At 50.2% G+C, this 25,349-nt stretch carries 21 protein-coding genes; 12 read left to right on the top strand and 9 right to left on the bottom strand.

Going from position 1 to position 25,349, the window contains the following annotated elements; all coding sequences use genetic code 11:
* Window positions 1–184: 184 nt before the first annotated feature.
* From HRU10_11155 to HRU10_11135, 5 genes are all read left to right on the top strand, one after another.
* Complete coding sequence (locus tag HRU10_11155; GenBank protein ID NRA27788.1) at window positions 185–1,168, top strand: glycosyltransferase family 4 protein; 984 nt, start codon at window positions 185–187, stop codon at window positions 1,166–1,168.
* A gap of 257 nt (window positions 1,169–1,425) precedes the next feature.
* Entirely contained in the window at window positions 1,426–4,200 is a 2,775-nt protein-coding gene (locus HRU10_11150) for a glycosyltransferase (GenBank protein NRA27787.1), read from the top strand.
* Window positions 4,200–4,904 (top strand): class I SAM-dependent methyltransferase, encoded by a 705-nt coding sequence (locus HRU10_11145; protein ID NRA27786.1) that lies wholly within the window; start codon window positions 4,200–4,202, stop codon window positions 4,902–4,904. Before HRU10_11150 ends, HRU10_11145 begins: the two co-directional genes overlap by 1 nt.
* Complete coding sequence (locus HRU10_11140) at window positions 4,901–6,007, top strand: FkbM family methyltransferase (protein NRA27785.1); 1,107 nt, start codon at window positions 4,901–4,903, stop codon at window positions 6,005–6,007. Before HRU10_11145 ends, HRU10_11140 begins: the two co-directional genes overlap by 4 nt.
* Before the next feature lie 522 nt (window positions 6,008–6,529).
* Window positions 6,530–7,945, top strand: a complete 1,416-nt coding sequence (locus HRU10_11135) for a hypothetical protein (protein NRA27784.1) — start codon at window positions 6,530–6,532, stop codon at window positions 7,943–7,945.
* Here the strand turns inward: HRU10_11135 and HRU10_11130 are convergent.
* The 3 genes from HRU10_11130 to HRU10_11120 are packed head-to-tail and all read right to left on the bottom strand — an operon-like array spanning window position 7,942 to window position 10,455.
* Window positions 7,942–8,850, bottom strand: coding sequence for an FkbM family methyltransferase (locus HRU10_11130; protein NRA27783.1), 909 nt, complete (start codon window positions 8,848–8,850; stop codon window positions 7,942–7,944). The genes HRU10_11135 and HRU10_11130 overlap by 4 nt on opposite strands.
* The gene (locus tag HRU10_11125; GenBank protein ID NRA27782.1) at window positions 8,843–9,541 is read right to left on the bottom strand and encodes a hypothetical protein; all 699 of its coding nucleotides are present in this window, start codon (window positions 9,539–9,541) and stop codon (window positions 8,843–8,845) included. Before HRU10_11125 ends, HRU10_11130 begins: the two co-directional genes overlap by 8 nt.
* A complete protein-coding gene (locus HRU10_11120) occupies window positions 9,538–10,455 on the bottom strand; it encodes a sulfotransferase family 2 domain-containing protein (protein ID NRA27781.1) in 918 nt (305 codons plus the stop codon). The genes HRU10_11125 and HRU10_11120 overlap by 4 nt, the downstream gene beginning before the upstream one ends.
* A 231-nt stretch (window positions 10,456–10,686) precedes the next feature.
* Between HRU10_11120 and HRU10_11115 the strand changes: the two genes are divergently transcribed.
* A complete protein-coding gene (locus HRU10_11115; protein NRA27780.1) occupies window positions 10,687–11,589 on the top strand; it encodes a DUF115 domain-containing protein in 903 nt (300 codons plus the stop codon).
* Between the two features lie 401 nt (window positions 11,590–11,990).
* On the opposite strand, the gene HRU10_11110 is transcribed toward HRU10_11115, so the two are convergent.
* On the bottom strand, window positions 11,991–14,027 hold the full coding sequence (locus HRU10_11110; protein ID NRA27779.1) for a hypothetical protein: 2,037 nt from the start codon (window positions 14,025–14,027) through the stop codon (window positions 11,991–11,993).
* Window position 14,028: 1 nt separating this feature from the next.
* Complete coding sequence (locus HRU10_11105) at window positions 14,029–15,783, bottom strand: AAA family ATPase (protein ID NRA27778.1); 1,755 nt, start codon at window positions 15,781–15,783, stop codon at window positions 14,029–14,031.
* 500 nt (window positions 15,784–16,283) lie between these two features.
* Here HRU10_11105 and HRU10_11100 point away from each other — a divergent pair, with 500 nt between their 5' ends.
* The 5 genes from HRU10_11100 (at window position 16,284) to HRU10_11080 (ending at window position 21,105) form a co-directional block, all read left to right on the top strand.
* Complete coding sequence (locus HRU10_11100) at window positions 16,284–16,967, top strand: acylneuraminate cytidylyltransferase family protein (protein NRA27777.1); 684 nt, start codon at window positions 16,284–16,286, stop codon at window positions 16,965–16,967.
* Window positions 16,939–17,733 (top strand): glycosyltransferase family 2 protein, encoded by a 795-nt coding sequence (locus tag HRU10_11095; protein NRA27776.1) that lies wholly within the window; start codon window positions 16,939–16,941, stop codon window positions 17,731–17,733. Before HRU10_11100 ends, HRU10_11095 begins: the two co-directional genes overlap by 29 nt.
* 88 nt (window positions 17,734–17,821) lie before the next feature.
* Window positions 17,822–18,766, top strand: coding sequence for a phosphoglycerate dehydrogenase (locus tag HRU10_11090; protein NRA27775.1), 945 nt, complete (start codon window positions 17,822–17,824; stop codon window positions 18,764–18,766).
* Complete coding sequence (locus HRU10_11085) at window positions 18,763–19,506, top strand: SDR family oxidoreductase (protein ID NRA27774.1); 744 nt, start codon at window positions 18,763–18,765, stop codon at window positions 19,504–19,506. The genes HRU10_11090 and HRU10_11085 overlap by 4 nt, the downstream gene beginning before the upstream one ends.
* Window positions 19,507–19,512: 6 nt before the next feature.
* On the top strand, window positions 19,513–21,105 hold the full coding sequence (locus tag HRU10_11080) for a glycosyltransferase (GenBank protein ID NRA27773.1): 1,593 nt from the start codon (window positions 19,513–19,515) through the stop codon (window positions 21,103–21,105).
* Between the two features lie 5 nt (window positions 21,106–21,110).
* On the opposite strand, the gene HRU10_11075 is transcribed toward HRU10_11080, so the two are convergent.
* Genes HRU10_11075 through HRU10_11060 form a run of 4 tightly spaced genes read right to left on the bottom strand, consistent with a single transcriptional unit; the run spans window position 21,111 to window position 23,734 of the window.
* Window positions 21,111–21,539, bottom strand: a complete 429-nt coding sequence (locus HRU10_11075) for a PIN domain-containing protein (GenBank protein ID NRA27772.1) — start codon at window positions 21,537–21,539, stop codon at window positions 21,111–21,113.
* Window positions 21,517–21,780, bottom strand: coding sequence for a hypothetical protein (locus HRU10_11070; protein ID NRA27771.1), 264 nt, complete (start codon window positions 21,778–21,780; stop codon window positions 21,517–21,519). Before HRU10_11070 ends, HRU10_11075 begins: the two co-directional genes overlap by 23 nt.
* Window positions 21,781–21,801: 21 nt before the next feature.
* Window positions 21,802–22,773 (bottom strand): KpsF/GutQ family sugar-phosphate isomerase, encoded by a 972-nt coding sequence (locus HRU10_11065; protein NRA27770.1) that lies wholly within the window; start codon window positions 22,771–22,773, stop codon window positions 21,802–21,804.
* Complete coding sequence (locus tag HRU10_11060) at window positions 22,760–23,734, bottom strand: GDP-mannose 4,6-dehydratase (GenBank protein ID NRA27769.1); 975 nt, start codon at window positions 23,732–23,734, stop codon at window positions 22,760–22,762. The genes HRU10_11065 and HRU10_11060 overlap by 14 nt, the downstream gene beginning before the upstream one ends.
* 245 nt (window positions 23,735–23,979) lie before the next feature.
* Here HRU10_11060 and HRU10_11055 point away from each other — a divergent pair, with 245 nt between their 5' ends.
* Window positions 23,980–25,152, top strand: a complete 1,173-nt coding sequence (locus tag HRU10_11055; GenBank protein ID NRA27768.1) for a glycerate kinase — start codon at window positions 23,980–23,982, stop codon at window positions 25,150–25,152.
* Window positions 25,153–25,349 lie beyond the last annotated feature (197 nt).

The raw sequence follows: 25,349 nt of genomic DNA, 5'->3' as shown, positions 1-25,349 counted from the left end.
ACCGCTCATGGCTTAAAACTGATTGATTTAACAGCCTAAAGCCCACCGCAGATTCCTCCGCCACAATCAGCAAAACAAAGCATTCGCGTTTATTCGCGTCCATTAGCGGATCCCAAAAAGACACTGGCCCCCGACAGCCGAACGCCTAAGTCCGAGTCTATAGTGCCGACAAACAAGCGGACTCATGAATACCTGCATCCTCACCGACACCACGCTGCCCAGCTTTATTCATGTCGGCGACCTATATGCAGCGACTTTTGAGAGACTAGGTTGGCAGGTCACACATCGAACCTTAGCCGAACCAGGAGAGCTATCCGGCTTCGATATCGTTTTTCACAATGTCAACGGGCGCAACTTCCGGACGATACCGGGTCAGCGCAATATCGCCCTCTTTGTCCATGAGTGGAGCCGCTACCCACCCGAGTGGATTCCGTATTTCGACGCCTTCGACGCCATCTGGACAACCACCGAGCATTGCCAACGGATCGCACAGGAATCGGGCCTCAAGCCACCGGCACACTGGATACCGCCAGCGGTAGACCTCGACCCCGTATTACAAAAAACGGACTACACCGCATCCCAGCCCTTTCATTTTCTCTACGTGGGTGCGTGGCACTTCCGCAAAGGGCTCCACCTCCTCTTTCGTGCCTGGGACATCGCCTTTCCCGAACCCGGCGCTGCCCGCCTCACCATCAAAACCTCCGCAGACTGCCCATTCAAGACACCGCGCTCCGATATCGAGATCATCACCGATCCCTGGTCGCAAGACACCCTACAGACAGCCTACACCGCAGCAGATTGTTACGTCTCAGCCAGCCTGGGCGAAGGCTGGGGCCTCCCCATCATGGAAGCCATCCGCGCCGGCCTCCCAATATGCGCCAACACCTGGGGCGGCCACGGCAGCATGATCGACGACACTAGCGCATTCGTCATCCCCCACCAAGAAATCCCCCAAACCTACGCCTCTCGCCCCGAACTGTATGCCCCTGATCAAACCTGCGGCTACTCCAGCCCAGAAGCAATCGCCGAAACGCTCAGACAAGCCGTATTATCCACACCTGAAAAGCGGCACGCTATATCTGCCCGTGCAGCAGTGCGATTGAGCGAACACTACGGCCTGTTTCGGTTAAAAGCTAAGATGCTCAGATTTTTCAACCTTCAACGCTAAAGAGCAGACGACTCAAGGCGAATAGTGATAACTAATTCTCACGATTTTCCTGATGTCTCAGCCAGATTTCATCGCCCCACTCCCGGAGTTCCCTTTGCAAAATCTCCCTTTTTCGAAACCCACCTCGATGCAAAAAATCTATCTGCTAAAGAACGAAAAATTGCTCGGTCTCTAAATCGGACAGGCCAGGCGATCATCGACTTCCAAGCTGATAGCCTCTTCTAAAGAAACCCTTAGTATCATCACGAAAAGCATCGATGAGGCCGCCACTTCTCAGCATCGCAATCCCAGCATACTGCCGACCGGAGGCCTTGCTCTTCTCGCTCAAGAAGCTTTCTCAGCAAATTGAGGGCAAACTTGACGGTATGGTTGAGGTTGTGGTCAGCGACGATTGTTCGCCCGAAGATTCATTAAAGCCGGTGCACGATTTCTGCGCCCCCCGCCCCGCGTTCACTTACAGACGCTATCCCCAGAATGTTGGGCTCGAACGCAACCTCATCAAATGCGCTGAAGGATGCAAGGGTGAGTTTCTTTGGATCTTTGGGGATGACGATTTTCTGGAAACTGACGATGCTTTAGAGATAATCATCCACCTCCTCGGGTCCGGCGATCATGACTTTCTGGTTCTAAATCGATCTCGGCGCAATAAAGACCTAAGCAGGCTTATCCATGAAAACTGGATGCGCTTACACCCAGAGAAGACGGTGAGTTTTCCCGGCTTGAGGGACTATTGTGTGCGCCAAGGGTTTATCAGTATCATCGGTTTTATCTCGGTAAATATCTTTCGCCGCGAAGCATTCATGGCCAAAGACCCCGCCCCGTATTGGGGCAGTGTCTATCCACACCTGGGCATGATGCTCGAAGCTTTTGCCGATGCTCGTGTCCTGCAGGTGGGACGGCCTTTGGTCTGCCATCGGACAGCAGATCAGGAACAAAAGGAAGCGGAATTTGGAGGAAAGGCTGGAGAAGCGAATTTCATGAGCGTCGATGTGCCACGTCGCAATGCCTCCTATTTTTCCCATCCGTTTACGCGGATGCTCAATCGACTTATGGACTGCGGTGCGTTTTCTCCGTCCGATGTTGTTCGGCTTCCCGAGCGCACGGTGTATCCAGGCCTACTCACTGAATTTCTTATCGAAACTGTCACCGATAATCTAAATCTTGAGTTGGGTGCCAGTGAGGCAGATTGGAAAACAACCCGGGCCTTCTTTGAACGCCTACCTTTAGATAAACGCCAACGAGAAAAAATCGTCCCGACCTTAGAAAAAGCATGCGGGAAACGGCCACGCTTCAAGCACACTAAACTTACGTTTTCCGCCGTCACACCTAGCCTCAATCAAGGCACATTTCTCGGACGGTGTTTGGACTCCGTAAAAGACCAAACTCTATCGCCTTTGGAACACTGGGTGTTCGATCCAGGATCTACAGATAACAGCAGAAAAATCGCTCTCGACTACCCACATGTCACACTGGTGAAAGAAAGCGACACAGGACAGGCGGATGCTGTAAACAAGGGGATCAAGCGATCTTGTGCTGACATCATTGCATGGATCAATGCAGATGATTTCTATTGGGATAATACGGTATTCGCGCGCGTCGCCGAGCGATTTCAGCAAAACGACGAACCCGAGATCGTTTATGGACTTGGCGTATATGTCGACGCAGAGGGCAACATACTCCGCGATGCATATATTAACCGCGCCCCAGAGACTTTCGCCGAAAACTTCCAGCACGAGGTCGGGATCATGCAGCCGGCTACGTTTGTTCGACGCGAAGTCTACCAACGCCTGGGATACTTGAGGGAAGATAGACACTACTCCATGGACTACGAATTCATGATCCGTTGTGCCAAGGAAAAGATACGCATCGCTTTCATCGATCTACCCCTGGCCGGCTCGTCGTATCACCTGGATAACAAAACCTATGGCCAAAGAGGGAACTCGTATGAAGAGGTATGTGATGTCATGTGTGAACACTTCGGATACGTCAGCGATATCTGGCTAAAACGTTATGCTGAATTCTTGGTAGATGGACATGATGGCGTGTTAAAGCACGAGCTGAACGCGGGGACCTCAAGCGCACAGCAGCTCGAAAAAACCTTCAAGAGTCTACTCTTAGCCTTCAATACAGGACACGATGCATGGCAATCCCTCCGCAATGCAGAAACGCCCTGCCGGAATCGAACACGTGACACAATGCTTCAGCTCGGCATCAAGCAATCTGTTCCCGTGCATGAAATCCCTATCGATCAAGAGCGTGAGACCGGATCTATTTGTTATAATATGGGAGGCCGACGCTGGGCTTATGATGCCGGATGGAAAAAGGAGCAGCTTGCCAGAGCCCACCATTACTTTCGCAGCCAAACACAGGTCCTAAAAGAAACACAACGCGATACCTGCGTCATCGTTGGTAATGGCCCCAGCCTTAAGAGGACCGACTTCAAACTCTTTGAGGGCCAGGATTTGATTATCTCAAACAACGCGTTTCTGAGCGAAGAGCTCCTTCAATACGCTACTTACTACACAGTGGTAAATTATCTGGTAGCAGAACAAAGCGCTGCCCGGATAAATCGCATAGAGGGCCCAGATAAAATCCTCCCCTATTGGATGGCTTACTGCCTAAATCCCGGACCCGATACCTACTTCGTGGAAGCTCAAGGCAAACCTGAGTTCTGCACGGACATCTTCCAGAACATGTCATGGAGGCACACCGTCACTTTTTTCAATCTACATTTGGCCTACGGACTTGGTTACAAAAAGGCGATCCTCGTCGGCTTCGATCACAGCTATGTTCAGCCCCCAGGAGCCAAAGAACAAGAAATCATCAAATCCGACAAAGCGGATAAAAATCACTTCATGGATACCTATTTCCAAGGAAAAGCATGGCAAGCTGCCGACGTTAACATGATGGAAGCCATGTATTGTCTCGCAAAAGACGCTTATGAGGCAGACGGAAGAGAAATTATTAACGCGACTGTGGGCGGAAACCTCGAACTCTTTAAGCGCCGACCCCTGCGAGAAGCACTCAACTGATGTTCCATTTTATCGAAAAACAAATCCTCTGGGAAGCCTTGGATGCCAACTGGATCCAAGAGCTAGAGAGCCACAAAATCTCTTACCAACTCAAAATTGCTCAGGACCTGGCAGTCTACCGTGAATTGCGCGATCTGAGCGATAAGTCGATTGCCGAGGTCGGCGGTGGTGATTCGCGTATCCTCCCGGCTCTTTCAAAGAAGAATGCCTGCTTCAATATTGATCGCTGCGAAGGACGTGGACATGGCCCCACATCGAGGCCGGAAATAGCAGGTGTCACTACGATAGATAGCTACCTAGGTGAAGGCAGCAGTAATATTGAGAGCAATAGATTCGACATCCTATTCTCTATATCCGTGGTCGAGCATATCGATGACAACGACCTCGATGCCTTCCTAAGCGAGTCTATACGTGTCCTGAAACCTGGAGGTAAGTTCTACCACGCCATTGACTTCTATCTCCACGATGCACCCACGCCTGAGAACCAACACCGTATAGATCGTTACTTCCGCTTCCTAACCGAGACTCCCGGAATTCAATCTCTAAGCGAAATGAATCCAATCAGCCCTGCTTTCAAAACACGTTACGTTTCCAATCCGGACAATATTTTACATGGATGGAATCTATACGCTCCTCAACTGAGTGAGCTCAGACAAGTAAGCCAGAGCGTATCTCTTTTTATAGCTGGAGAAAAAATCCCATGATGTTGAATGATCCTCTTCTCAAGGCTCCTGAGGGCCACCGCTTTACCTTCGATGAGTCCGCATGGATACGTTCCATGTTTACCGAATCCGAGGCCAATCGAACTATAGTTGATGTGGGCGCACATAAAGGATCTGTCTTTGCCCAGTTCGCTCACAAAGGCTGGACTGTGCACGCGATCGAGCCCAACCCACCGCTCTACAAGCAACTCACGACCGAATGGTTTGATTTCCCTCGGGTGCACATCTATCCAGTCGCCATTCACGAATCTGAACGTGACCACTCGCCGCTATTCACATCACCAGAAAGCGATGGAGTGACCACCCTGGAGCCTTTCCTTAAGAACCACACAAGCCAAATTAGCGTAAAAACAACAACCCTTCGATCTCTTCTCGAATCAATCCACTGCAGACATGTCGATTTTTTGAAAATAGATGCAGAAGGCTTAGATTATTTCGTACTCAAGAGCTATCCATGGGAACACGATAGACCCGACGTGATTCTCTGCGAATTTGAAGACCGTAAAACCCTCCCTCTCGGCTACAAGATGGCAGATATGGCCAAGTTCCTCGAATCTCATGACTACGCTGTATTCGTCAGTGAATGGGATCCCATCCAGCAATACGGCGGCTACCACACCTGGCACCGCCTCGAACGCTTCCCCTGCGATGTGCGCTCCGCGGATGCTTGGGGTAACCTCATTGGCCTGCGCAAAGGATTAGAGCGCGAGGTCCCGCTCGAAAATCTAGATACCTATCTTCACCGAGTCATCAACGTCCCAGAGATAGACCTCAGCCAAATTCGAAGTGCTCATGTTCTCTTGTACGGCGCGAGTACTCGCGGAGCTCAAGTGCTTGAAACCGTCCAAGAACATACAGAGGCCATCACTTTTTGCGATAAATCGACCAAGAAACAGGTTGAGGGATTTAATGGTATCCCCGTCATTTCACCCGATCAGATCATTGATTTGAACCCAGATTTCATAATCATCACCAGTTCCTTTGAGAAAGAGATTTTCCTCGAGCTCGACGCATGCGAAATCGAAACAAACATCGTGTTTTCAGCGCGAGGCATTCGGGGCGACGGTCATCATGAAAGTCATTGAAACCCAATGGTCCAGCGATGAAAAACAGTCATTTTACGACGCGACTGACTACTTCGAAACCTGTGCAGCTCCCGGCAATGGTAACAACGCGCGGGCGCATCTCGATAGGGACTAATTACTTAAATGTCATTTTTCTACTTTACAACCTTCAACATGAGAAAAAAGCCCGATACACTTTTTATCAGCAAGCATTAGCATAAATCCTCCATTCGAAGTAACGTCCGCACGCTCAAAACAACTCAACAGAACCAAGCTGTTCCAAATAAAGCATGCGATAAGAAAATCATCTAATGGGACCAAGTTGACAAAGCTGATCTCCGCAATAGTGAAGGTAATCAACGACAAAGTAGCGAAGCCTGTTCCTTCGAAAGCCAATTTCAATGAAATGCCTCATCCGGTGTAATATTTTATCAAGAAAAAATCTCACGAGACGATAACAGACACAGAATCCAAGTTGAGTAACATCTACCCCGAAAGGATTCTAGGAGATTTATCGCCACCCATTGAAAGTCCACTATTCGAATGAAACATTTTACAGATGCCGCGATCAACCATTTTATAGGATGTTATAATCAAGAATATACGAACAAAAAAGATTCGGTCTTTTTGATTCACAATGAGCAAGATGTCCTTACCCATTCAGGCAGAACTATCATTCTTTCCGATGAGAAGCTTATTCGATCTGTAGCGGACAACCAGTCATCTTTTGGTGCAAACCATATAATCACTCGGACATGCCCTCTAACTAATTCAGCCTATCGAACCCACCAATTACTAACGCTTTATTTTTTGAGATGTGTTAAGATCGAATCGATTCCAGACTCTAGAATAAATTACAAGGAAAAGCCGGCATTTTACCTGCACCGCAGTGAAAATCAAAATCAGGATTTGGCTACAGGAATATTAATATTAAAGAAAATAACAAATAACCTCGGTATAAACTTGCTTGAATACCGGGAAGATCCTCAACCAAAAATCACTGTAAATGATATAATAATTACTGACTCTCAAAGCATTTTAGAAATAAATAGCCTAAAAGAGAAGTACTTAAGTGTAAAAATTCTATGTCTCAGAATCCCTACGGACAAATTCGAATTTTTTGATACAACGAATACTGGCTCTTTATCTCTCTTTTTTAGTGGTTTTAAGCTACGTTCAAGCGTCAATAAAGTAGAAAGGCAAATAAAATCGCTCGCCGCAACCCGAAATTCCAAAAAATCTGAAAGATCCCTAAATGAAGATATTTATGATTTTATTTCAAATAAGTCATTAAGACCAAGGGATACTGCTCTGGAGCAAATTCTACTTCTCCCCGAATTGTGTGCCATACTTCTCGATTTCGATAACAAAGAATTGCACAAGCATAAGCTCGGACTCGCGTTTGCCTGTGTCTTTTTTTGCCATCACGATCCGTTGACAAAGTTCAGAGCGCAATCTTTTGAAAAGTACCGAGAAACCATCTCATTGATCGAAATATTTTTAAAAAAATTTATAGATAGTAGCAAGAATCCACCGCTAATTATGATCTATTTATATAATTTGTGCATAATTTTTAACGCTTCATCGAATCCAGATGAATTTGTTCAGTTACCCAAAAAAAATCGATTAATACATTTTCTATCAAATGTCTCTATTGGTACGAGCTTGATGGCGAAAAATCAAGATAGTGAAAAATACTTTAGCGCAGCTGAAGACTTGCTTTCGACAATTGACGAAAAAGATGCAAAATTACTAAAAAGTCTTTCTGGTATAGCAAAACGCCCAGACGAAAACAGACATCAATCCCAAGAAATTATTAACTCACTTCCATCTCATTTTCGATGGCCTGTATTTATTTTTCTCAAATCGCGTTGCGTAAATGCCTCGCAAAGAGAGCTTGTTGATGAGCTTCAAATAGGCCTAGACTCACTCTTCTCTAAAAGCTATCTTGAGATTTAAAATCCGAACCTTTGATCTGCATGCACTTCATGCGGGTTCTCGCGAGAAGAATGAGATGGATACTGATGGGTTTTAGAACGTTGATCAAGTCTGGCCACAAATGTATCGAACTCACGTAGATCGAGATCTATTTTCTGTATCAAAAACTCAATTAAATCCCAAAGATCATATCTCAGCGCAAGTAAGGCAAGCTTGGTAATAGATTCGGTTCTTCCATACCCAGAAACCAACTCAGTTTTGAAAAAGAGTGCATCTCCGTAGGTGAGCATTCCTCCTGACCTTAATGTTGAGTCTGTTCCATTGTTCAGCTTCCAGTGGTTACGGCGCAAGCCTACTAGTGAAAATCCTTTATTCCTAAGAAACAATTCGATTTCACTAAAGAGCTTCTGATCTTCATAAAGTGGGATGAATTCTACCTCAACTTCCAGACCAATCAAGTTGTCGTAAAAAGCAGCCTCACATGATTCCAGAATATCAAATTCCGTCCCTTGTGTGTCTAGCTTTATAAAATCAAAGACTACGCCATTTCTCTGGCCGAATTCCTGGAGGTTAATCGTCTCAACTGAAACTCCTCTTATATTAGATGCTCTCCTATTTCTTTGGCTCCCAATTTTTGAAAATCTTGAGAACTGAGAATCCAACGGCTTCCTCAGACTTGCACAGGTCGCTGATCTTGGAAGAAACAAAGTCTGAATTCCACTTGAGGCAGCTATGGCTTTGTCAACGAAACTAACTGACCGGACAAAGTCACAGCCATTATCTATCAGTCTTTTGCACTCTTCCTTATTGGGCTCGAAACCGTAGACATGAAGACAGTCTCCAATAATTGCCCATCCAGGGTCCACGCCTCCAAAGGCGCCCACATCAGCGATGTTAATCTGCGGAGCTATAATACCTTCAGACATTGGCAAACACATCAGTTAGAGAAACTCTGGGATAGATTTCCAAAGCCCCGCTGGGCGTTGCATTATATATAGTCATCTCAGTTAGACTGCTTGCTTTCAATGCAAGCTTATGGGCCGCCATCATATTTCGATTTAAATTCTCGTAATCCAGTCCAGGTGTACCATATTCACTCGAAAAATGATTCAGGTCCTTATCACCATCTTTATATTTTTTGAAAGCCAAATCACATCCAAGAAGATAGACCTCTTGAAAGCCCAAGTAATTACAGATTTGTAGTGCAACGAGCATGCTAGTCCCAAACTTCGTTACTCTTTTGGCAAGATCGTTGGACCACCAATCGATGGGAGGATCATCTCTAACCTCACTACCATATTCACAGTTAAGCAAATATGTGTTCTCATGGCAGTCCAAAAACTCACCTATTTGGTCCCATATGAAGGATTTGATTCCAAGATCCATAGTCTTTTGAATATCTGATCGCCAATCATATCGTTTTACATTTGTAGTTGAGCAGACAAAGAAATTGGGGCGCCAAAGTGTCTGATTGTAGATCAAGGATATCCGATTCATTGCTATACTATATTCCCCTTGAATCAAATCCAACTGAGTCGAATTTAAAGAAGGACCATTTCCGATAGCGAAAATCCGTTTGCCTTCAAATTTCTGCCTTAGCTCTAAAATATCTCTCATCTGATACGGTCAAATAAATCGAGATCATATGAATACAAATCAGCGATTCTTTCCTTTGAATATTTGGAAATAGGGCTACTTTTTTTCACTGAATTATTCCTTGAGTTTAACCATTCAAATTCTGCCTGAAGCTTTAGGTTTTTTTTAAGAACCTTGAGAGATTCTGAAAAATTCTCCAGCGTTCCTATAAAGTTCATTTGTTTCATTCCTTCGACATCTGGTAGAAAATCTTGTACACTTCTCCAATGGCAATTCGAACGTTGAGCTATATACTCGAGGAATTCATCTAGACTCCTCGGGAACACTCCATTTCCAAATAAACTACGCCACATTCTTTGTGTCTCAGGCTCATTTATTTTACGCTTCATCATTAAATACGCGGATTCGGCTCGCTGGTATGGGCAGCGAACAAAGGTAAACTTAAAATAATTTGGAAATGCTTCTATGGCATCATCTGGCGAAAGATCTAGTAGTTGGAACCCTGTCGTTTTATCTGGTGATCCAACGGTCCATTCTTTTTCTTCAATAGCTTTCGAATGAGACTGAATTGAGGTGTGCATACGATTTTTGAGAGTAATAGCAGCCTTTGGGTATTCTGATTTTTCCTCATAAACATCATTGCTTACATATCTAATCTGTTGATCTGTATCAGTAATGTTAAGCCTAGCTAGAGCACGGGCGGTAGGATCAATCCCAGCATGTGATCCCAATACTCCAAAGGCACTTCTCAAGGTCTGGCTCGCACACTTTGGTATATCAAAGTAAATAGCATTCAATTTGTGGGATATCCACAAGAAACGCGTTCGACGACACCCGCAAAAATCATAGTCACAGTGGCGTCTTTTATCAAAGCGCCTTGGCACGCCTAAACGCTTTGGGTTCGCGTGCCGGTCAAATTCGATAGTAGCGTGCATATTCTCTGTCTAAGTAGAAATCTTGTTTGATTGCCTAAGCTCTGATATGCCCTTTCATCTGCGCATAAGTTCGACAACTCGGATGATTTTTTTAGGCAATCTTTATAATTTGTCGTCAATTTACAACTCGTGACCAAGCTAATCATTTTCGGAGCCAGCCAGGCTGGAAAAAATGCCCTGAAAGCTATGAGGGGTGACTTCGATATAATTGGGTTTTGCGATAATGATCCAATGAAACGAGGCACAAGGTTCTGTGACTTACCGGTATGGGGCGCCGATGATCTAGTGGATCTCAATTGGAGTCGTATCCTCATCGCCAGCTGCTATGCCGAAGAAATCTACGCTCAACTCCTGGCTATGGGGGTGTCACCAGATCGGGTAGAATTCTCCAAGGCACCTCCTAACCTCGAGCATTTTGCTCAATGGAAGACAAAGCATGTTAACCGGTTGAGCCGATTTAAAAACCGACATGCGAGCGCAGACTGCTTCATCATTGGCAATGGTCCATCCCTAAACCTGACCAATCTCGGCGCATTGAATCAGTTTTACAGCTTTGGCCTGAACAAAATCTTTTTGATGTTCGAGCGTTCACCATTCCGCCCGACCTACCATGTCGCGATCAACTCCTTGGTGATCGAACAGTCCGCGCATGAATTGGAAGACTATGCATTCCCCAGCTTTGTCTCCTATGCCTCTGGCAAGAGTCTAGTCGAGGCATCCAAACGTCTCTTCTTTATTCATACGGCTCACACCTATGCGTTTAGCGCGGATGCTACGGAGGCTGTCATCGAGGGCAACACGGTCACCTACGCCGCGATGCAACTGGCTTACTTCATGGGCTTTAAACGCGTGTTTTTGATAGGGGTGGACCACTCCTTCTCGGCATCGGGTAAGCCCCACGAGAAACAAAAAATGGGCGAAACCGACCCCAATCACTTCGACCCCCGCTACTTCGCCAACCAGGACTGGCACCTCCCTGACCTAGAGGGTTCCGCCGCGTTTTACCGCCTGGCCAAAGATGCCTTCGAAGCCGATGGTCGCATGATCTACGATGCCACCATCGGCGGGAAGCTGGATGTATTTCCGAAGCTTGATTTTGAGGAAGCTTTGAAGATGGCGCAGCCTCGGGTCTAATATCCACTACTCTCTGCGAAGAACCGTAAATATCCTGTGGTTTGAGCTCAGACTCCTTGCGTAGAGTGATGGCGATAGCCATTGCTTGGCTTGAGTCTGATCCACTCCGAGGCAATCCCTCCCGCGATCACCCCACGAAATATAAACGCCGTCTTCGATTTCCGCGCCTTCTGCGGCTTATCAAACCTGTCACACACCGACTCACAGTAGCAGCAAGGGTAAAGCGCCCTTAAGGCATGCTGCATTTAAATTGGCTTACAGCGATCAAACCACTCTTTCGGCGGCGACGAAGCGCCGCCGTCTAGCGCCCTATATAATTGGAGGGGCACACAGATACTTCGGCAAAGTGTCCTAATAAAACAGATAACACAGGCGGCGTGGGTGAGCACGTCGGCAAGGGCTCAGGACGCCACGTTTTCGCTGCGGCCATTGTAAACACTCTCTGCGGTCAAAATGCGCCGCACTAGATCACTTTGAAAACAGACCGCGAGGTAAGTCATAGCCCGGGTCATGGCCATGTATATTTTTCGCGTATTGCGATGGATCAATTCGGGCTTGTCTTCTGGGCTCGTTGTTAAGGCGTCTTCCTCCTCGAAAATTTTGTCTAATCCCAGAATAAACACCATAGGCGCCTCCAATCCCGTTGCCGCGTTGAGTGTGCAGACGCGGATCTTTCCCGCATGGCCGTTTTCCTTGGCATTGATCGCCCAGCCGGGGCGTTTTCGGTTGATCATCTCTACACACCCCAACACCCGCGTATTGTTGCTACAGAGCACCAGGATCTGGTCAGGTGTCACCTGGTTTGAATCGATCTCTCGGGTGATCTGCCGCACCAGCCACTGCATTTGATCTTGCTGGGCCGAGAACTGGAATAACTGTGGAATTGGGCCCGTCTTCAGGTCTTTTATCTGGTCCGAAGTCGGCAAGTTCACCGATTCATCTTCGACCCCAATTCGGCTTCGGTAAAACCTCGCGGCAAAGCCAGTAATCTCTTGGGTGCTGCGGTAAGGTCGACTCAAGGTGTGGGCTTTTCCTTGAATATTGAGCCCAGAAACGCGGCGCCAGGACTGCCCACTCCCCAGAAACCCTTGAGTCGGGTCGGCTGCCATAAACAACTGGCCCTCGTCCCTTAGAGCGTACCGCATGCACTGGAACCATACGGGAACAAAAAACTGCGCTTCGTCTATAAAGATCGCGTCGTATTGAGGTGCTCGGATGACACCACGCCTAAGCCCATTGAGAAAATTTAGTGCGAACCCGGGCCAATCCGTCTTCCCGCTCTGCTTCAGCAATGAAAGGTAAGAGCTGTATAATTTGTAGACCTCAGCACGGGTCGAGGGCTGTAGAGCACGTTTGCGCCCACTACGCAGTGTCGCAAAATACTCTGAAGAATCCCGGATGTCGTTATTCGTGATCCAATCAAACTCCTCCATTATGAAGGAATCCGTCAGCCTGCCTTTGAGGCTCGATTGGCTCAGTAGTTGATTAATTATGCGTCTCTTTTCATGGCCTAAAATCTCCACCGTCGAGCGCGTGTTTCGTGCGACCCACGAATAAAAGGTTGTCCATTCGATGGAAGCTGTATCGCTCAACTCACCGAAACGATTCGCAAGATACTCATTCAACGGTTTGTTATGCGTCACTACGAGAATCCGATGCTTTGCATTCATCTCAGCAAGAAGCCGCGCGCGATGTAAGAGAATGACAGACTTGCCACTACCGGCGCTTCCCGTAATCAGGCGATGACTCGAGTCCAGCACCGCACGCCCCTCCTCCGAAAGATCTAGGTCGACTTTGACTAACCACTCTTGGTCCAAATCCAAAAAAATGTCCCTCGGTGGACCATAGCTGGTTCCTGCCTCCTTCACGCGAGGTGGCTTGAGCTCAGCAGAGTGATAGAGCTCTCGGATTCGATTCACTGCCTGTAAGGGCGTGGGCCGATATGAGCCCTGGCGTATCCGAGCCAAAAGAGCATCCGCATGGCATGCCTCTTTAGCGATCAGTGTATAACGCTCGTCGTTTAGAACCTGTATGGCTCGGTCGAGAATATGCTGACTCGTGTTGGGAAATATTATCCAACGGCTCAACGGAATGTCCGTCGCATGGCCATCCATCTCCAATATCTGTCGGTAGCACTCATCGAGCGTGTTCCGCTGCTTGAGGCCAAACTGCTCCTTGAACAGGTCTGTATTGGCTTGATCGAATAGGTTGCCCTCAAGCTGGTCCTCAATATCGGCACTTTGAGCGAGCGATACTGAGACGAGGAATGCATGCACGTCCTTATAGAGTAGGAAAAATTCAGGCAGACTATTTCCCGAGATTCCGAGCGCTAAACGACACGTGAGTTCATCGGACTGGATCGCCTTCAAACGGCTACAGATCGGGGCAATGCCTTTGGGCAGCTTGTGCCCCTTGAGATCTGGAATCAACCGAGCCACTTCAAATCTTAATCACCTCCGATGCTGCTCGCAAATTATGCCAGACCATCCGAGCTTCCTGATCGTCCGTGTGCATACAATCGACCTGGAGTAGGTGGCTGCTGCATATAAGAATCACTTTGCAGCGTGCGCGCGTCACCGAAACGTTGAGGCGTGCAGGCAGGAAAAGGAAGTCGGCGATATATCGGATAAAGTCGTGATCGCTGGCAGCACAACTGATGATGATGACAGCGCGCTCCTGACCCTGCATGCGCTCTACGGTATCGATTACGATCTGGTTCCCAGCTGCCGTGTCTGTAGGGAAGGTTTGCCTCACACGCTGACGCATTGCGCGGGCTTGCTTGCGGAACGGAGTCACCACCGCCAAATCGCTCGGAGACAGGCCATGCTTGACGGCACAGGTAACGAGTTGATTCACCACATCGACTTCCTCAAGGCATAGCTTACGGCAGCCCGCTTCATCATGCTCAAGCCAGACAAGAGAGTGTTCGGGGTCGAATGCATTTTTGAGCCAAGCGGGTTCTCGACCACAGGGAAGCTCAAGCTTACGAGCCGCTGCCAAAGGAGAAGAGCTTAGCTCACCTCGATAAAACTGCCCGCTCGACCACTCCGCGATAGCCGCATTCATCCGGTAAGTCGTGTCCAGCAACGACAGATCGTTACGGCGGTTCAGCGCATTGAAAATTGAAAGTTCATGAGATTCACTCGCCTTTCGAGATTGCACCACTGGCGGCAACTGCTGTGGATCTCCGATAATCACATAGCTATCACTCGTCAGCATACCCAGGACGGCATATGGCAGTGTCATTTGACTCGCTTCGTCAATGATAAGTACATCGAAATCGATCCCTTTTAGACGACGCGAGCGCGTAGCAAAAACGGTGGCTCCGATAACATACCCTCCCGTCATCTCAGTCAACGGGGACTCTGCAAACGATTCATATTGCGACACCGGCAATTCCGCATCCGGGATGTAAGTCCCGATTTTGACGATGCGGTCCTCATCGGGTAAGGCCTGCTTGATAGTTTTAAGCGCCTGATGGATCGCCCTGTGTGTAAACGCCGTCACAAAAATCTTTTCACCCCGCGCGAGTCGTTGAGCTACGATTTCCGCGAGGACACGCGTCTTTCCTGTTCCAGGAGGGCCTTGTATGAGCGAACACCATTGAGACGCTGCTCCGGCGGCGATGGCGTCACTCTGGCTGTTATTATAATCCGCTGCGTCGCTTGCCAACCACGCCTCGTCAAAGCTGGTCTGATCGACCTCGTCTACGACGGCGTCACCTAAAAGCAGAGGCAGGATACGCTCACGTCCTCGAAGCGTCGCCCCCAGTTGATCGATACCCTGAAGAACGATCTGTTCCAGATCGAAATACGATGCATCTAAACACAAATCCCTGTAGCGGAGAAAATCCTTTCCCTTTCCGCTAAAATCAAGGGTCAGATAAGGTGGATCTTCAGCCACGAGAATACAGTCAGTCAGCGGGCTCAGCGGATCACCCTCACTCAACCTGAGGTAATCCCCTTCTCTGAAGTCGGTATCATTTTCCTCATAACTAAAAAGATACTGCCCCTCCATGGTCTTACGTTCAAATCGCAGCCCATGCACACAACGTCCCTCTGCTAAGCGCGCCTCTAAGGGCATCGACCATAAACGTGCAAATTCGCTGCGCTGCGCCGCAAACTCCGCCTCAGCGAATTCCCGGAGGGAGTCGAGCTGCGCACGCAATGCTTGTGTGGTGATCGGATTATTCAACGTGTGACAATAGGTTCATCAGTATGCGTATACGCCCAGAGTTGATCAGCGATAACCGACAAAATTCCAAACCTAAACCTCCTTGCTTGTTGTCATAGATATAGCGATCAAAACATATCAAGCCACCCGCGAGCCGACAGAGCGACTCGACCACAACCGAATCAAAACGATATTTCATTCGTAGAGTGAAGGCGACAGCCATTGCTTGACTTGAGTCTGGCCCACTGCGAGGCAATCGCCCTACGACACCTCATCACACCCTTTAATTTCCGCGAACTTCCGCGCCTTCTGCGGCTCATCAGATCTGTCGAAAGCTCACTCGCATGCTCTGTAACAGTAAAGCAATCCCAGAATATAGACATAGTACACACCAAATTCCATGATTATATTTTGTCAGTGCTGCCGTTGGGATAGTTCGTTTCTTTCCGACTCTACAAAACCCTGATTCAAAACGACCGGATCCACCCATGCCTCGAAACCACATCGTCGCCCTCTTGCCCATGAAAGGCCACTCCGCGCGGATTCCTGGTAAGAATTTCAAGGAGTTTGCCGGGAAGCCGCTGTTTCGCTGGGTATTGGACACGCTGCTTGCGGTTCAGGAAATCGATCAGGTGGTCATCAACACGGACGCTGTCGACACGCTGCGGTCCTACGGCATTGAAACTGATCGAGTGATCCTCCGGGAGCGCAAGCCTGAGATTTGCGGCGATGCAGTGAGTATGAACCGTGTCTTGGCCGACGACGTGGATCATGTCCCTGCAGACATCTACCTCATGACTCATACGACGAATCCGCTGCTAACCGCAGACACCGTACGCCACGGGTTAGCGCTTTTCAAAAAACAACACGCGGCAGGCATCTGTGACAGCCTGTTTTCGGTTAATCGCTTTCAGACACGTTTTTATAGTCAGGATGGCGACCCGGTAAACCACGATCCGGAAAACCTCATCCCCACCCAGGACCTGGAACCCTGGTATGAGGAGAACTCGAACCTATACATCTTCACCCAAGAAAGCTTTCTCGAAACAAGGGCGCGCATCGGCCGTCGGCCTGTGCTCTTTGAAACGCCGCGCCTGGAGTCCACTGATATTGACACTCCAGCTGACTGGGACCTCGCCGAATATATAGTGCGCCACAGGCTAGCTGCGAGAGACCATGATCAGCGTCATCATCAGGACCTATAATGAGGAGCGCTTAATCGGTGCTCTGTTAGACGGCGTTGCCTCCCAAACGGACACAGGGAAGGTCGAAGTTATCCTGGTGGATTCGGGTAGTACCGATCAAACCGTTCCCATCGCCAGAGAGCACGGCGCACGTGTGGTTGAGATCTCAAAGGACGCTTTTAGCTTTGGGAGAAGCTGCAATGTTGGCTGCGCTCAAGCACGAGGGGAGTTCGCGGTTTTCGTCAGCGGTCATTGTGTCCCGGCGTCAGAGGACTGGCTCAAAAATTTAGTGGCACCCTTTGAAGACCCCAAAGTCGCCGTCAGCTACGGACGCCAATTACCAGGACTCACCACACGCTTTAGCGAGGGCCGTGTCTTTGAAAAATATTTTCCCGAAACGGGCAAAAACGAGCAGTTCCCCTTCTTTAGCAATAATGCCAATTGCGCTATCCGCCTCCATCTATGGGACCGGTTTCCTTACGACGAGGCGCTCACGGGCTTGGAGGACATGGCTTTTGCCAAGCAATGCTTCGAGGGGGGATATCAAGTTCACTATAGCCCTGAAGCTGCTGTCTACCACATCCATGATGAAACTTGGCGACAGGTATTCCGCCGCTACGAACGCGAGGCATTTGCCATAAAGGAAATCATTCCTCACATGCGCTTGTCATACCGAGACGCACTGTTTTACACCCTGGTCGCTGTGGGAGCAGATCTCTTTAAACTGGGCAGACGGGCATGGCGCCCCAAGGCGCTGCTGTCGGTATTTTTTTATCGCAGTTGCTAATTCTTTGGCGGGGCACGCGGGCACAAAATTCAAGATCATCACGCAGAGTCAGATAAACTCCGTTACTACTATCCCGTCTAACAAGCGAATGGGGAAAACTCAAAAAATTCTCTGCACCTGTCCACCGATGATCCGACAGGTGGATCGCATGCAGGACTGGCTCAAAAATTTGGGCTGGGAGCTGACCATTCCTGAATTTGAGCAGACCCTGACCGAAGCCGAGCTGCTGGAGTTGGTTCACGACTTCGATGGCTGGATCATCGGAGACGACCCGGCCACCGAGGCTGTCTTTCGAGCTGGAAAAGCAGGTCGCCTAAGGGCCGCAGTCAAGTGGGGAGCAGGCGTCGATAATATAGACTTTGAGGGAGCCAAGAACGCGGGCATTCCCATCAGCCACACCCCCGGCACGTTTGGAGGAGAAGTGTCCGACGTGGCAATCGGCTACCTCATCGGCTTGGCGCGCGGATTATTCCAGATCGATCAAGGCGTGCGTGCGGGACACTGGCCCAAGCCCGCGGGCATGAGCCTCACCGGCAAAAGCGTTGGGGTGCTCGGCCTAGGGCACATTGGCCGCTGCCTTGTCCCCAAACTCAAAGCGCTGGGTATGGATATCGTGGGCTACGACCCCTTCGTCACCGAAACCGACACTCCGGACATCGGCAGAGCTCAGTGGCCTCAAAAAATAGATACGCTCAATTTTGTTATCCTGACCTGCAATCTGACCGATTCAAATTTCCACATCATCAACACCGCCGTCCTCGACTCTATGAATCCCAGCGCCTACTTGATCAACGTAAGCCGGGGCGGACTTGTTGACGAAAGCGCCCTGATTCAAGCACTGCAAGGAGGACAGATTCAAGGAGCCGCCCTTGAAGTTATGGAGCATGAGCCCTTACCCGCAAATTCGCCGCTACGTAAAATGGACAACGTCGTCTTCGGATCGCACAACAGCTCGAATACGATCGAAGCCGTCTTACGCACCTCGCGTATTGCCATCGATAAGCTCAGCGCATTCTTAGAGGAATCAGCATGAAAAAGGCCGTTATCATCACCGGCGCTTTAGGCGGCATCGGCAAGGAGCTTTACCGCACCTTCAAAGAATCGAAATTTGAAGTCATCGGTCTCGATAAAGCCGCCGTGGACGCGGGCGACGGCAACCTCCTGCGCGTGGACATTGCACAATGCGCAGAAAGTCCAGCAAGCCGCGACCGACTGATTGCCCGCATCCGCGAAATCCTCAACACCCGCGAGATGAGCTTAATCGGTCTCGTAAACAACGCGGCCGTTCAAAACTTAGGCGGCGTCGACAGCCTAACCCACGCCGCCTGGGACGAGACACTCAAAGTAAACCTGCTAGCACCTTTTTTTCTCTCCCAAGCCTTTCTACCCGAACTTGAAGGCAATCAGGGCGCGGTCATTAATATCTCTAGTATCCACGAAAGCTTAACCAAGAAAAACTTCGTGGCCTATGCTACCTCCAAAGCGGCTTTGTCCGGCTTGACGCGTGCCATGGCTGTCGATCTTGGAGCGCGCGTACGGGTCAACGCCATCTGCCCAGCAGCGATTGAAACTTCAATGCTCAAAGCCGGATTCGAAGGAAATCCGGATGGGTATGAGGCCCTTAAAAAAGTCCACCCTGTCGACCGCATTGGGACGCCTCATGAGGTGGCAAAACTGTGTTTATACCTCGTCTGCGAGGCGCCTGGCTTTCTCACTGGCAGTACCATCGGCATGGATGGGGGCGTCGCTTCTCGGCTGCATGACCCTGCCTAAGCCACGATGGCCTATCGACTCTCAGCATTGGTCTCCACCTACGCCTCCGAAAGCTTCATCGCTGGCTGCCTAACAAATTTGCTGGAGCAAACGCTCTATACAAAGGGGCAGCTGGAGATTATCGTCGTGGATAGCGGCTCACCTGAAAAAGAGGGCGACATCGTTCGCAAATTCCAGGCAAACAACCCCCATATTCGCTACCTGCGTACTGAAAATCGTGAAACGCTTTATCAAGCATGGAACCGAGGAGCCAAGGCAGCACAGGCCCCTATCCTAGCAAATGCCAATACCGATGATCGCTACCTGCCCACTGCCCTGGAGGGATTCGTACAGGTTCTAGAAACCCGACCTACATGCGGATTCGTCTACGCCGATGCCCTACTCTCTCAAGACCCTGAGGAAACGGTAGCTGATTGCGCGGAACGACCCCATCCCGCTCAAGACTTCTGCGCGCCAGACCTCCTGCTTCATCATTTCCCAGGGCATCAAATAGCATGGCGAGCCCAAATTCATAGGCAACTCGGTGGCTTCGACGCCTATTTCAAAGCGGCTGGCGATTACGATTTTTTCTTGAGACTGGCTCAGGTAAAAGTTGGCCATCACATCAGAAAACCTCTAGGCCTCCGGCTCTTCCATCAAGACGCCATCACGCTCAAAGACCACACCATGGCCAAGGAACACCACTACGTGCTCCAGACTTACCGCGCGCCCTCTGTGACCCTGAGTCTCTATGCCATGCATGGCATAGAGACTACCAACCCGCTTTCTCAATTCGCATGCTTCATGGACCTCGCATTCCGCAGCTTAGCATTTTTTCCCCAATGGCGACCCGGCACCTTCGACAATGATCTGGAGTTTACTAGGCTATGCCTGAATTGGGCTGAAGGCGCGTTAGCGGAGTTTGAAGGAGATCCGAAGCCCTACCTTTCGATCCTTGAAACCAACCGACTCACACGCGAAGCAATCCAAAAAGGAACAGCATCCGGAAGTGGGACCTGGTTTGTGCCAAAACTGGACCTACCCGCTCCATGCAGCGGCCTAGCAGCATCGTCTGAGGCTTTATACGATAGGGTATTCCGAGAGCATGGGCCAAATGATGCCACAGCCACTGACGCTTTGGCAAAGCGTCCCTACCTTGTTTCTTCGGATAAGACCCAGACGGTAGGGGCGGATCGCCAAGACGCCCGTCATTGGGTGGCGCGATCCATCGATTATTCCCACTACACTGCGGCATCCCTAGGCATAGCGCCCGATACTCTAACGGCGCGCCTCTTAACCCAGGTCGAAGCCGGTAAGAAAATAGTCATCTGGGGCGCCGGCCCCCGCGGCCAACAGTTGCTCAATTGTCTTGGCAGCGACCTTCAAAAGCAGGTATGCGCCTTCGTCGACAGCGACGCCTCAAAGCACGGCCACTCTATGTCAGGCATCCCCATACAATCCCTCAAAACAGTCTTAAAGCAACCGGAGTCCCAGGCATTTTTGATTTCAACGGGCCCAATTCATTGGAAAAGCATCATGCAGGAACTCACACAAAACGGATATTCTAAATCCGACATCATTCTGCCGAGCTGGAGCTCGGCGCTCCCAGGTCAGGATTAAACAAATCAGACCCTAAACGGATTAATCACCTGAACCGTACCATAGTATTGTTCATGATTGAGATCCTCACTGATGAGCTCACTAGCGCCACTCATTTCGGCTGCGGCAAGCACCAAAGCATCCCAGAGTGAAATCTGCCAACGATCATAGAGGTCCATTGATCTACCCAAAAGATCGATGGAGTTGTCGACGACCGGCCAATGACAAAAATCCTCTATCAGGTAGCGAAGTTCACGCAAATCCATACCCATACGCACTGCATTGACGTGAAATTCTTGCAGGACTTGCACACTAATAGCGGTCGATCCTAAGTTATTCCATGCCTGTTCAAGATATAGCATGGCTCTACGGCGCTTTTCTGGCGCATTCTGGTCATAAGCATAGAGCAGGACATTCGTGTCAAGGAAACGACTAGCGCCGATAGAGGTCATCACGGTTAAGTGGTTTACCTTTTAATGCGTATCCTTGACGCAAACGTCGAAGCGCTTCTTTAGGCTGATAGTCTTTAGAATCACTCTCCAGAACCTTTTCTAGACCCTCGATCACGAGGCGCTTGACGGATGTGTTGCGCTGAACCGCTGCAATTTTCGTACGCTTTAAAACTTCTTCGGGAATATCAATGGTCGTTTTCACGCTAGCAACATTTATTGCTTTAATGCTTTCTGCAAGTTTCAAAACTCCCGTCCCGCAGCCCCGTCATCGATGCGGATAAACATCGTGTATCCTCAGTAAACCGAGGATGGTCTGGGCTTCATCCACGACCGGTAGGACAGAAATCTGTCGGGGACGGTGCTCCATGATGCGGATCGCTTCGACGAGGAGCGTCTTGGGGGCCACCGAAAGCGGCGAGCCCGTCATGAGCTGTTCGGCCGTGAGCGCAAACACGTCATCGACAGACTGCAAAGCACGGCGCACATCACCATCAGTAATGATACCCGCTAAGGTCCCGTCGAGGTGTTTGACTAGAGCCGCGCCCTGAGGGTGATCTGTGAGTTGGATCACGAGTTCGCGCAGGCCAGTAGCTGCCTCGACCACTGCGACCTTTTCTGTGGGCTGCATGACATCAGCGACGCGTAGACAAAGGTTACGACCCAATTGGCCACCCGGATGATTCTTGGCGAAATCTTCCCGGCTGACGGCCTGGCTTTGTTTAAAGGCGATCGCTAAGGCATCGCCCAATGCTAAGGCCGCACTGGTGCTCGCCGAGGGGACAATTCCATCATCATCGCACTCGTTCGGCACACCAGCTTCGAGACAGATATCAGATAATTCACCCAGCGGTGTGTCAGCCTTGCCAGTGATGGCTATTGTGGGGACGCCCCGCTGCTTCAAAAAAGGAATAAGCGCCACAATTTCGGTGGATCCACTGTTAGAGATAAGCAAGGCCACATCACCCGCTGATACGGCTCCCAAGTCACCGTGTAGAGCCTCAACAGCATGCAGAAAAAAGGCCGGTTTGCCGACACTAGAGAAAGTTGCGGCCAGTTTCTGGCCGATCAGGCCGGACTTTCCGATACCACACACCACCACTTTGCCGGCTGCGGATTCGATAGCCTCAACAGCAGCACTGAAAGAATCCCCGACGCGCGCACGCACGTGGGTGAGCCCATCGATGACGCGATCAAGAGCGGTTTGCCCGGAAAGGAGAGCTGGATCAGGATTGTTCACGAAACCATTGGCAAAAGTGTTGGATACCTTCGGCGAAGCCGATTTTGGGCTTATAGCCGAGACCGTCGTTAGCGCGCGTGAGATCAGCCCAAGTCTGGGGCACATCCCCAGGCTGCTCCGGTAAGACCTCCTTGACGGCTTCTTTGCCCAGAGCTGACTCGAGCATAGCGATCATCTCACTCAGGCTCACCGTTTGGTTATTGCCCAGATTAAAGAGGGCATATTTCTCTGCATCGTAGTGCACAGCGGCGACGATACCCTCGACGATATCGTCGATAAAAGTGTAGTCGCGCCGTGTGGAACCATCCCCGAAAACAGTAATGGGCTCACCCGCCATAATGCGGTGCGCAAACTTATGGATGGCCAAATCCGGACGCTGGCGCGGGCCAAAGACGGTAAAGAATCGCAAACCCACAAAGCGCATGTCATAAAGTGCCGCATACGTATGCCCAAGCAGTTCAGCGCAGACCTTACTTGCGGCATAAGGACTAATGGGCCGGAGGACGGCATCACTCTCGCGCCAGGGCACGTTGGGATTGACGCCATAAACAGAACTCGACGACGCAAAGACAAACTGAGGCACTTGGGTCTCTTTGGCCCATATCAGGCAGTTTTGGGTCCCGTCCACATTCGTGCGATGCACGCCGATGGGATCGAGCAGACTGGCCCGCACGCCCGCTTTCGCTGCAAGGTGTATCATGACATCCGCATCCACGCCAGTCAGCGCGGTTTCCAGTGATTCTTGGCGCGTGATATCGGCGACGTGGAAGGTGAAATTCGGATGAGCCAACGCACCCGCCAGATTACGCTGCTTGATGACATAGGGATAATACGGATCAAAATTATCGAGCCCGATAACACGATGCCCCTGTTCAAGCAGACGCTCTACCGTGTGCGATCCGATAAACCCGGCTGCACCCGTGACCACCACAGTCAACGGCTTATCTAGCTCTGCGCTCATCCAAGGTTTGAAATGAAGCTGTTCCATGAAGGCAATGGGGAAGTTGCACGAATGATGCGTACCTGATCCACTCAGTCAGGTCGTTGGCTATTGCTTCACTCTTAGCCGAGGCCTCGAGCGGACAGAACGGCAAGACTACAATAGTTTTATTTTGCCAGCACGATTGCTTTCAAAATTTGAGACTATCCCCATCTTCGCGTATTTCAGCTATTGAGCAAATCCCAATAAACGGAGAATACTCACCCATGCCCGATTCCATCCTCATCGCTTTCGACAAGTTTAAAGACTCGATGACTGCCGCGGAAGTCACAGAAATCGTAGCTGGCAAGGTGCGGAAACGCTGGCCGGAAGCTAAGGTGCATACCACCCCCCTAACCGACGGTGGTGAAGGCTTCGCCGAGATATTGACCCATCAGGTGGGCGGCTCTCTCGAAACCATCAACGTAAGGGGGCCTCGTTTTGAGCCGCTAGAAGCTCAGTTAGGCTGGGTGCAGGTAAGTCAACTTCCAGATGCGGCCCAGTTGCTCTTAGCCTTTCCGGCTTCCGTCGAACGCCTTGCAGTCGTCGAAATGGCCCAGGCTTCAGGAATCCAGTCCGTGCCCATCGATGCCCGTGACGCCCGACACACCACCACGTTGGGGACAGGACAGACGCTGTTCCACGCAGCGTTTCAAAAAGCAGATGCCATCCTGCTTGGAGTTGGCGGGAGCGCCACAAGCGATATGGGACTGGGAGCCCTTCAAGTCATGGGCTTCGAGCTGTTGGACGCAACCGGCGCGGCAATAGAAAACTTCACTCCGGCAGCTATTGAGCGGATCGCCACGATTCGCCCGCCTAAGACGCGGCTTACCATCCCTGTCCGCATCGCCTGCGATGTGACAAACCCTTTGACCGGACCGAACGGAGCGGCTCATGTCTTCGGGCCACAAAAGGGCTTATCACAGGATTTCATCCCCAGTTTTGATCAGGAAATCGGTCGAGTGGGCGCCCTCCTCGCCAAAGCCTGTGGCCTCCCGGAGGACCAGTCCTCCCTGCCGGGCGACGGCGCAGCAGGGGGCATCGCCTATGGCTTGCGCGTCGCACTCGAGGCTCAGATTGTCCCCGGTTTCGATCTAGTCCGCAGTTGGCTCCAGCTCGACACCCGTCTCGCCGAGGCAGACCTGGTCTTTACAGGCGAGGGCAAATGGGATAGTAGCTCTTTGGATGGAAAAGGTCCGTTTTCCGTGATCGAAGCCGTCATGGACCGATCAATGGATGTCTATCTGATCGGCGGTGTCGTCGAAGCGGAAGCCGCTAAAAGTGTCCAAAGTAAAATGAAGGGAACCCTCAACACCCTCGAACTCCGCAACCCAGAATGGAGCCTGCCCAAGAATTTGGAGAATGGACCCGAGCGTTTGCGGGAGTTGTTGAAGTTGTAGCCAGTCGAACCTGTCGGGCAGAGAAGTAGGATCAAAATGGCTGTGCTGGATAACCAGCTCGACTGAGGCATACTGCATTTGAATTGGCGGGTAGCAATTCAACCACTCTTTCGGCGGCGACGAAGCGCCGCCCTCGTGTGCCCGGCATGGGCATGAACTAATCATATGAAACGAAATGATCGGAAACACAGACAGTA

Source organism: Opitutales bacterium (assembly GCA_013215165.1).
GTDB lineage: Bacteria > Verrucomicrobiota > Verrucomicrobiia > Opitutales > JABSRG01 > JABSRG01.
This window is presented reverse-complemented; position numbering and strand designations above follow the sequence as displayed.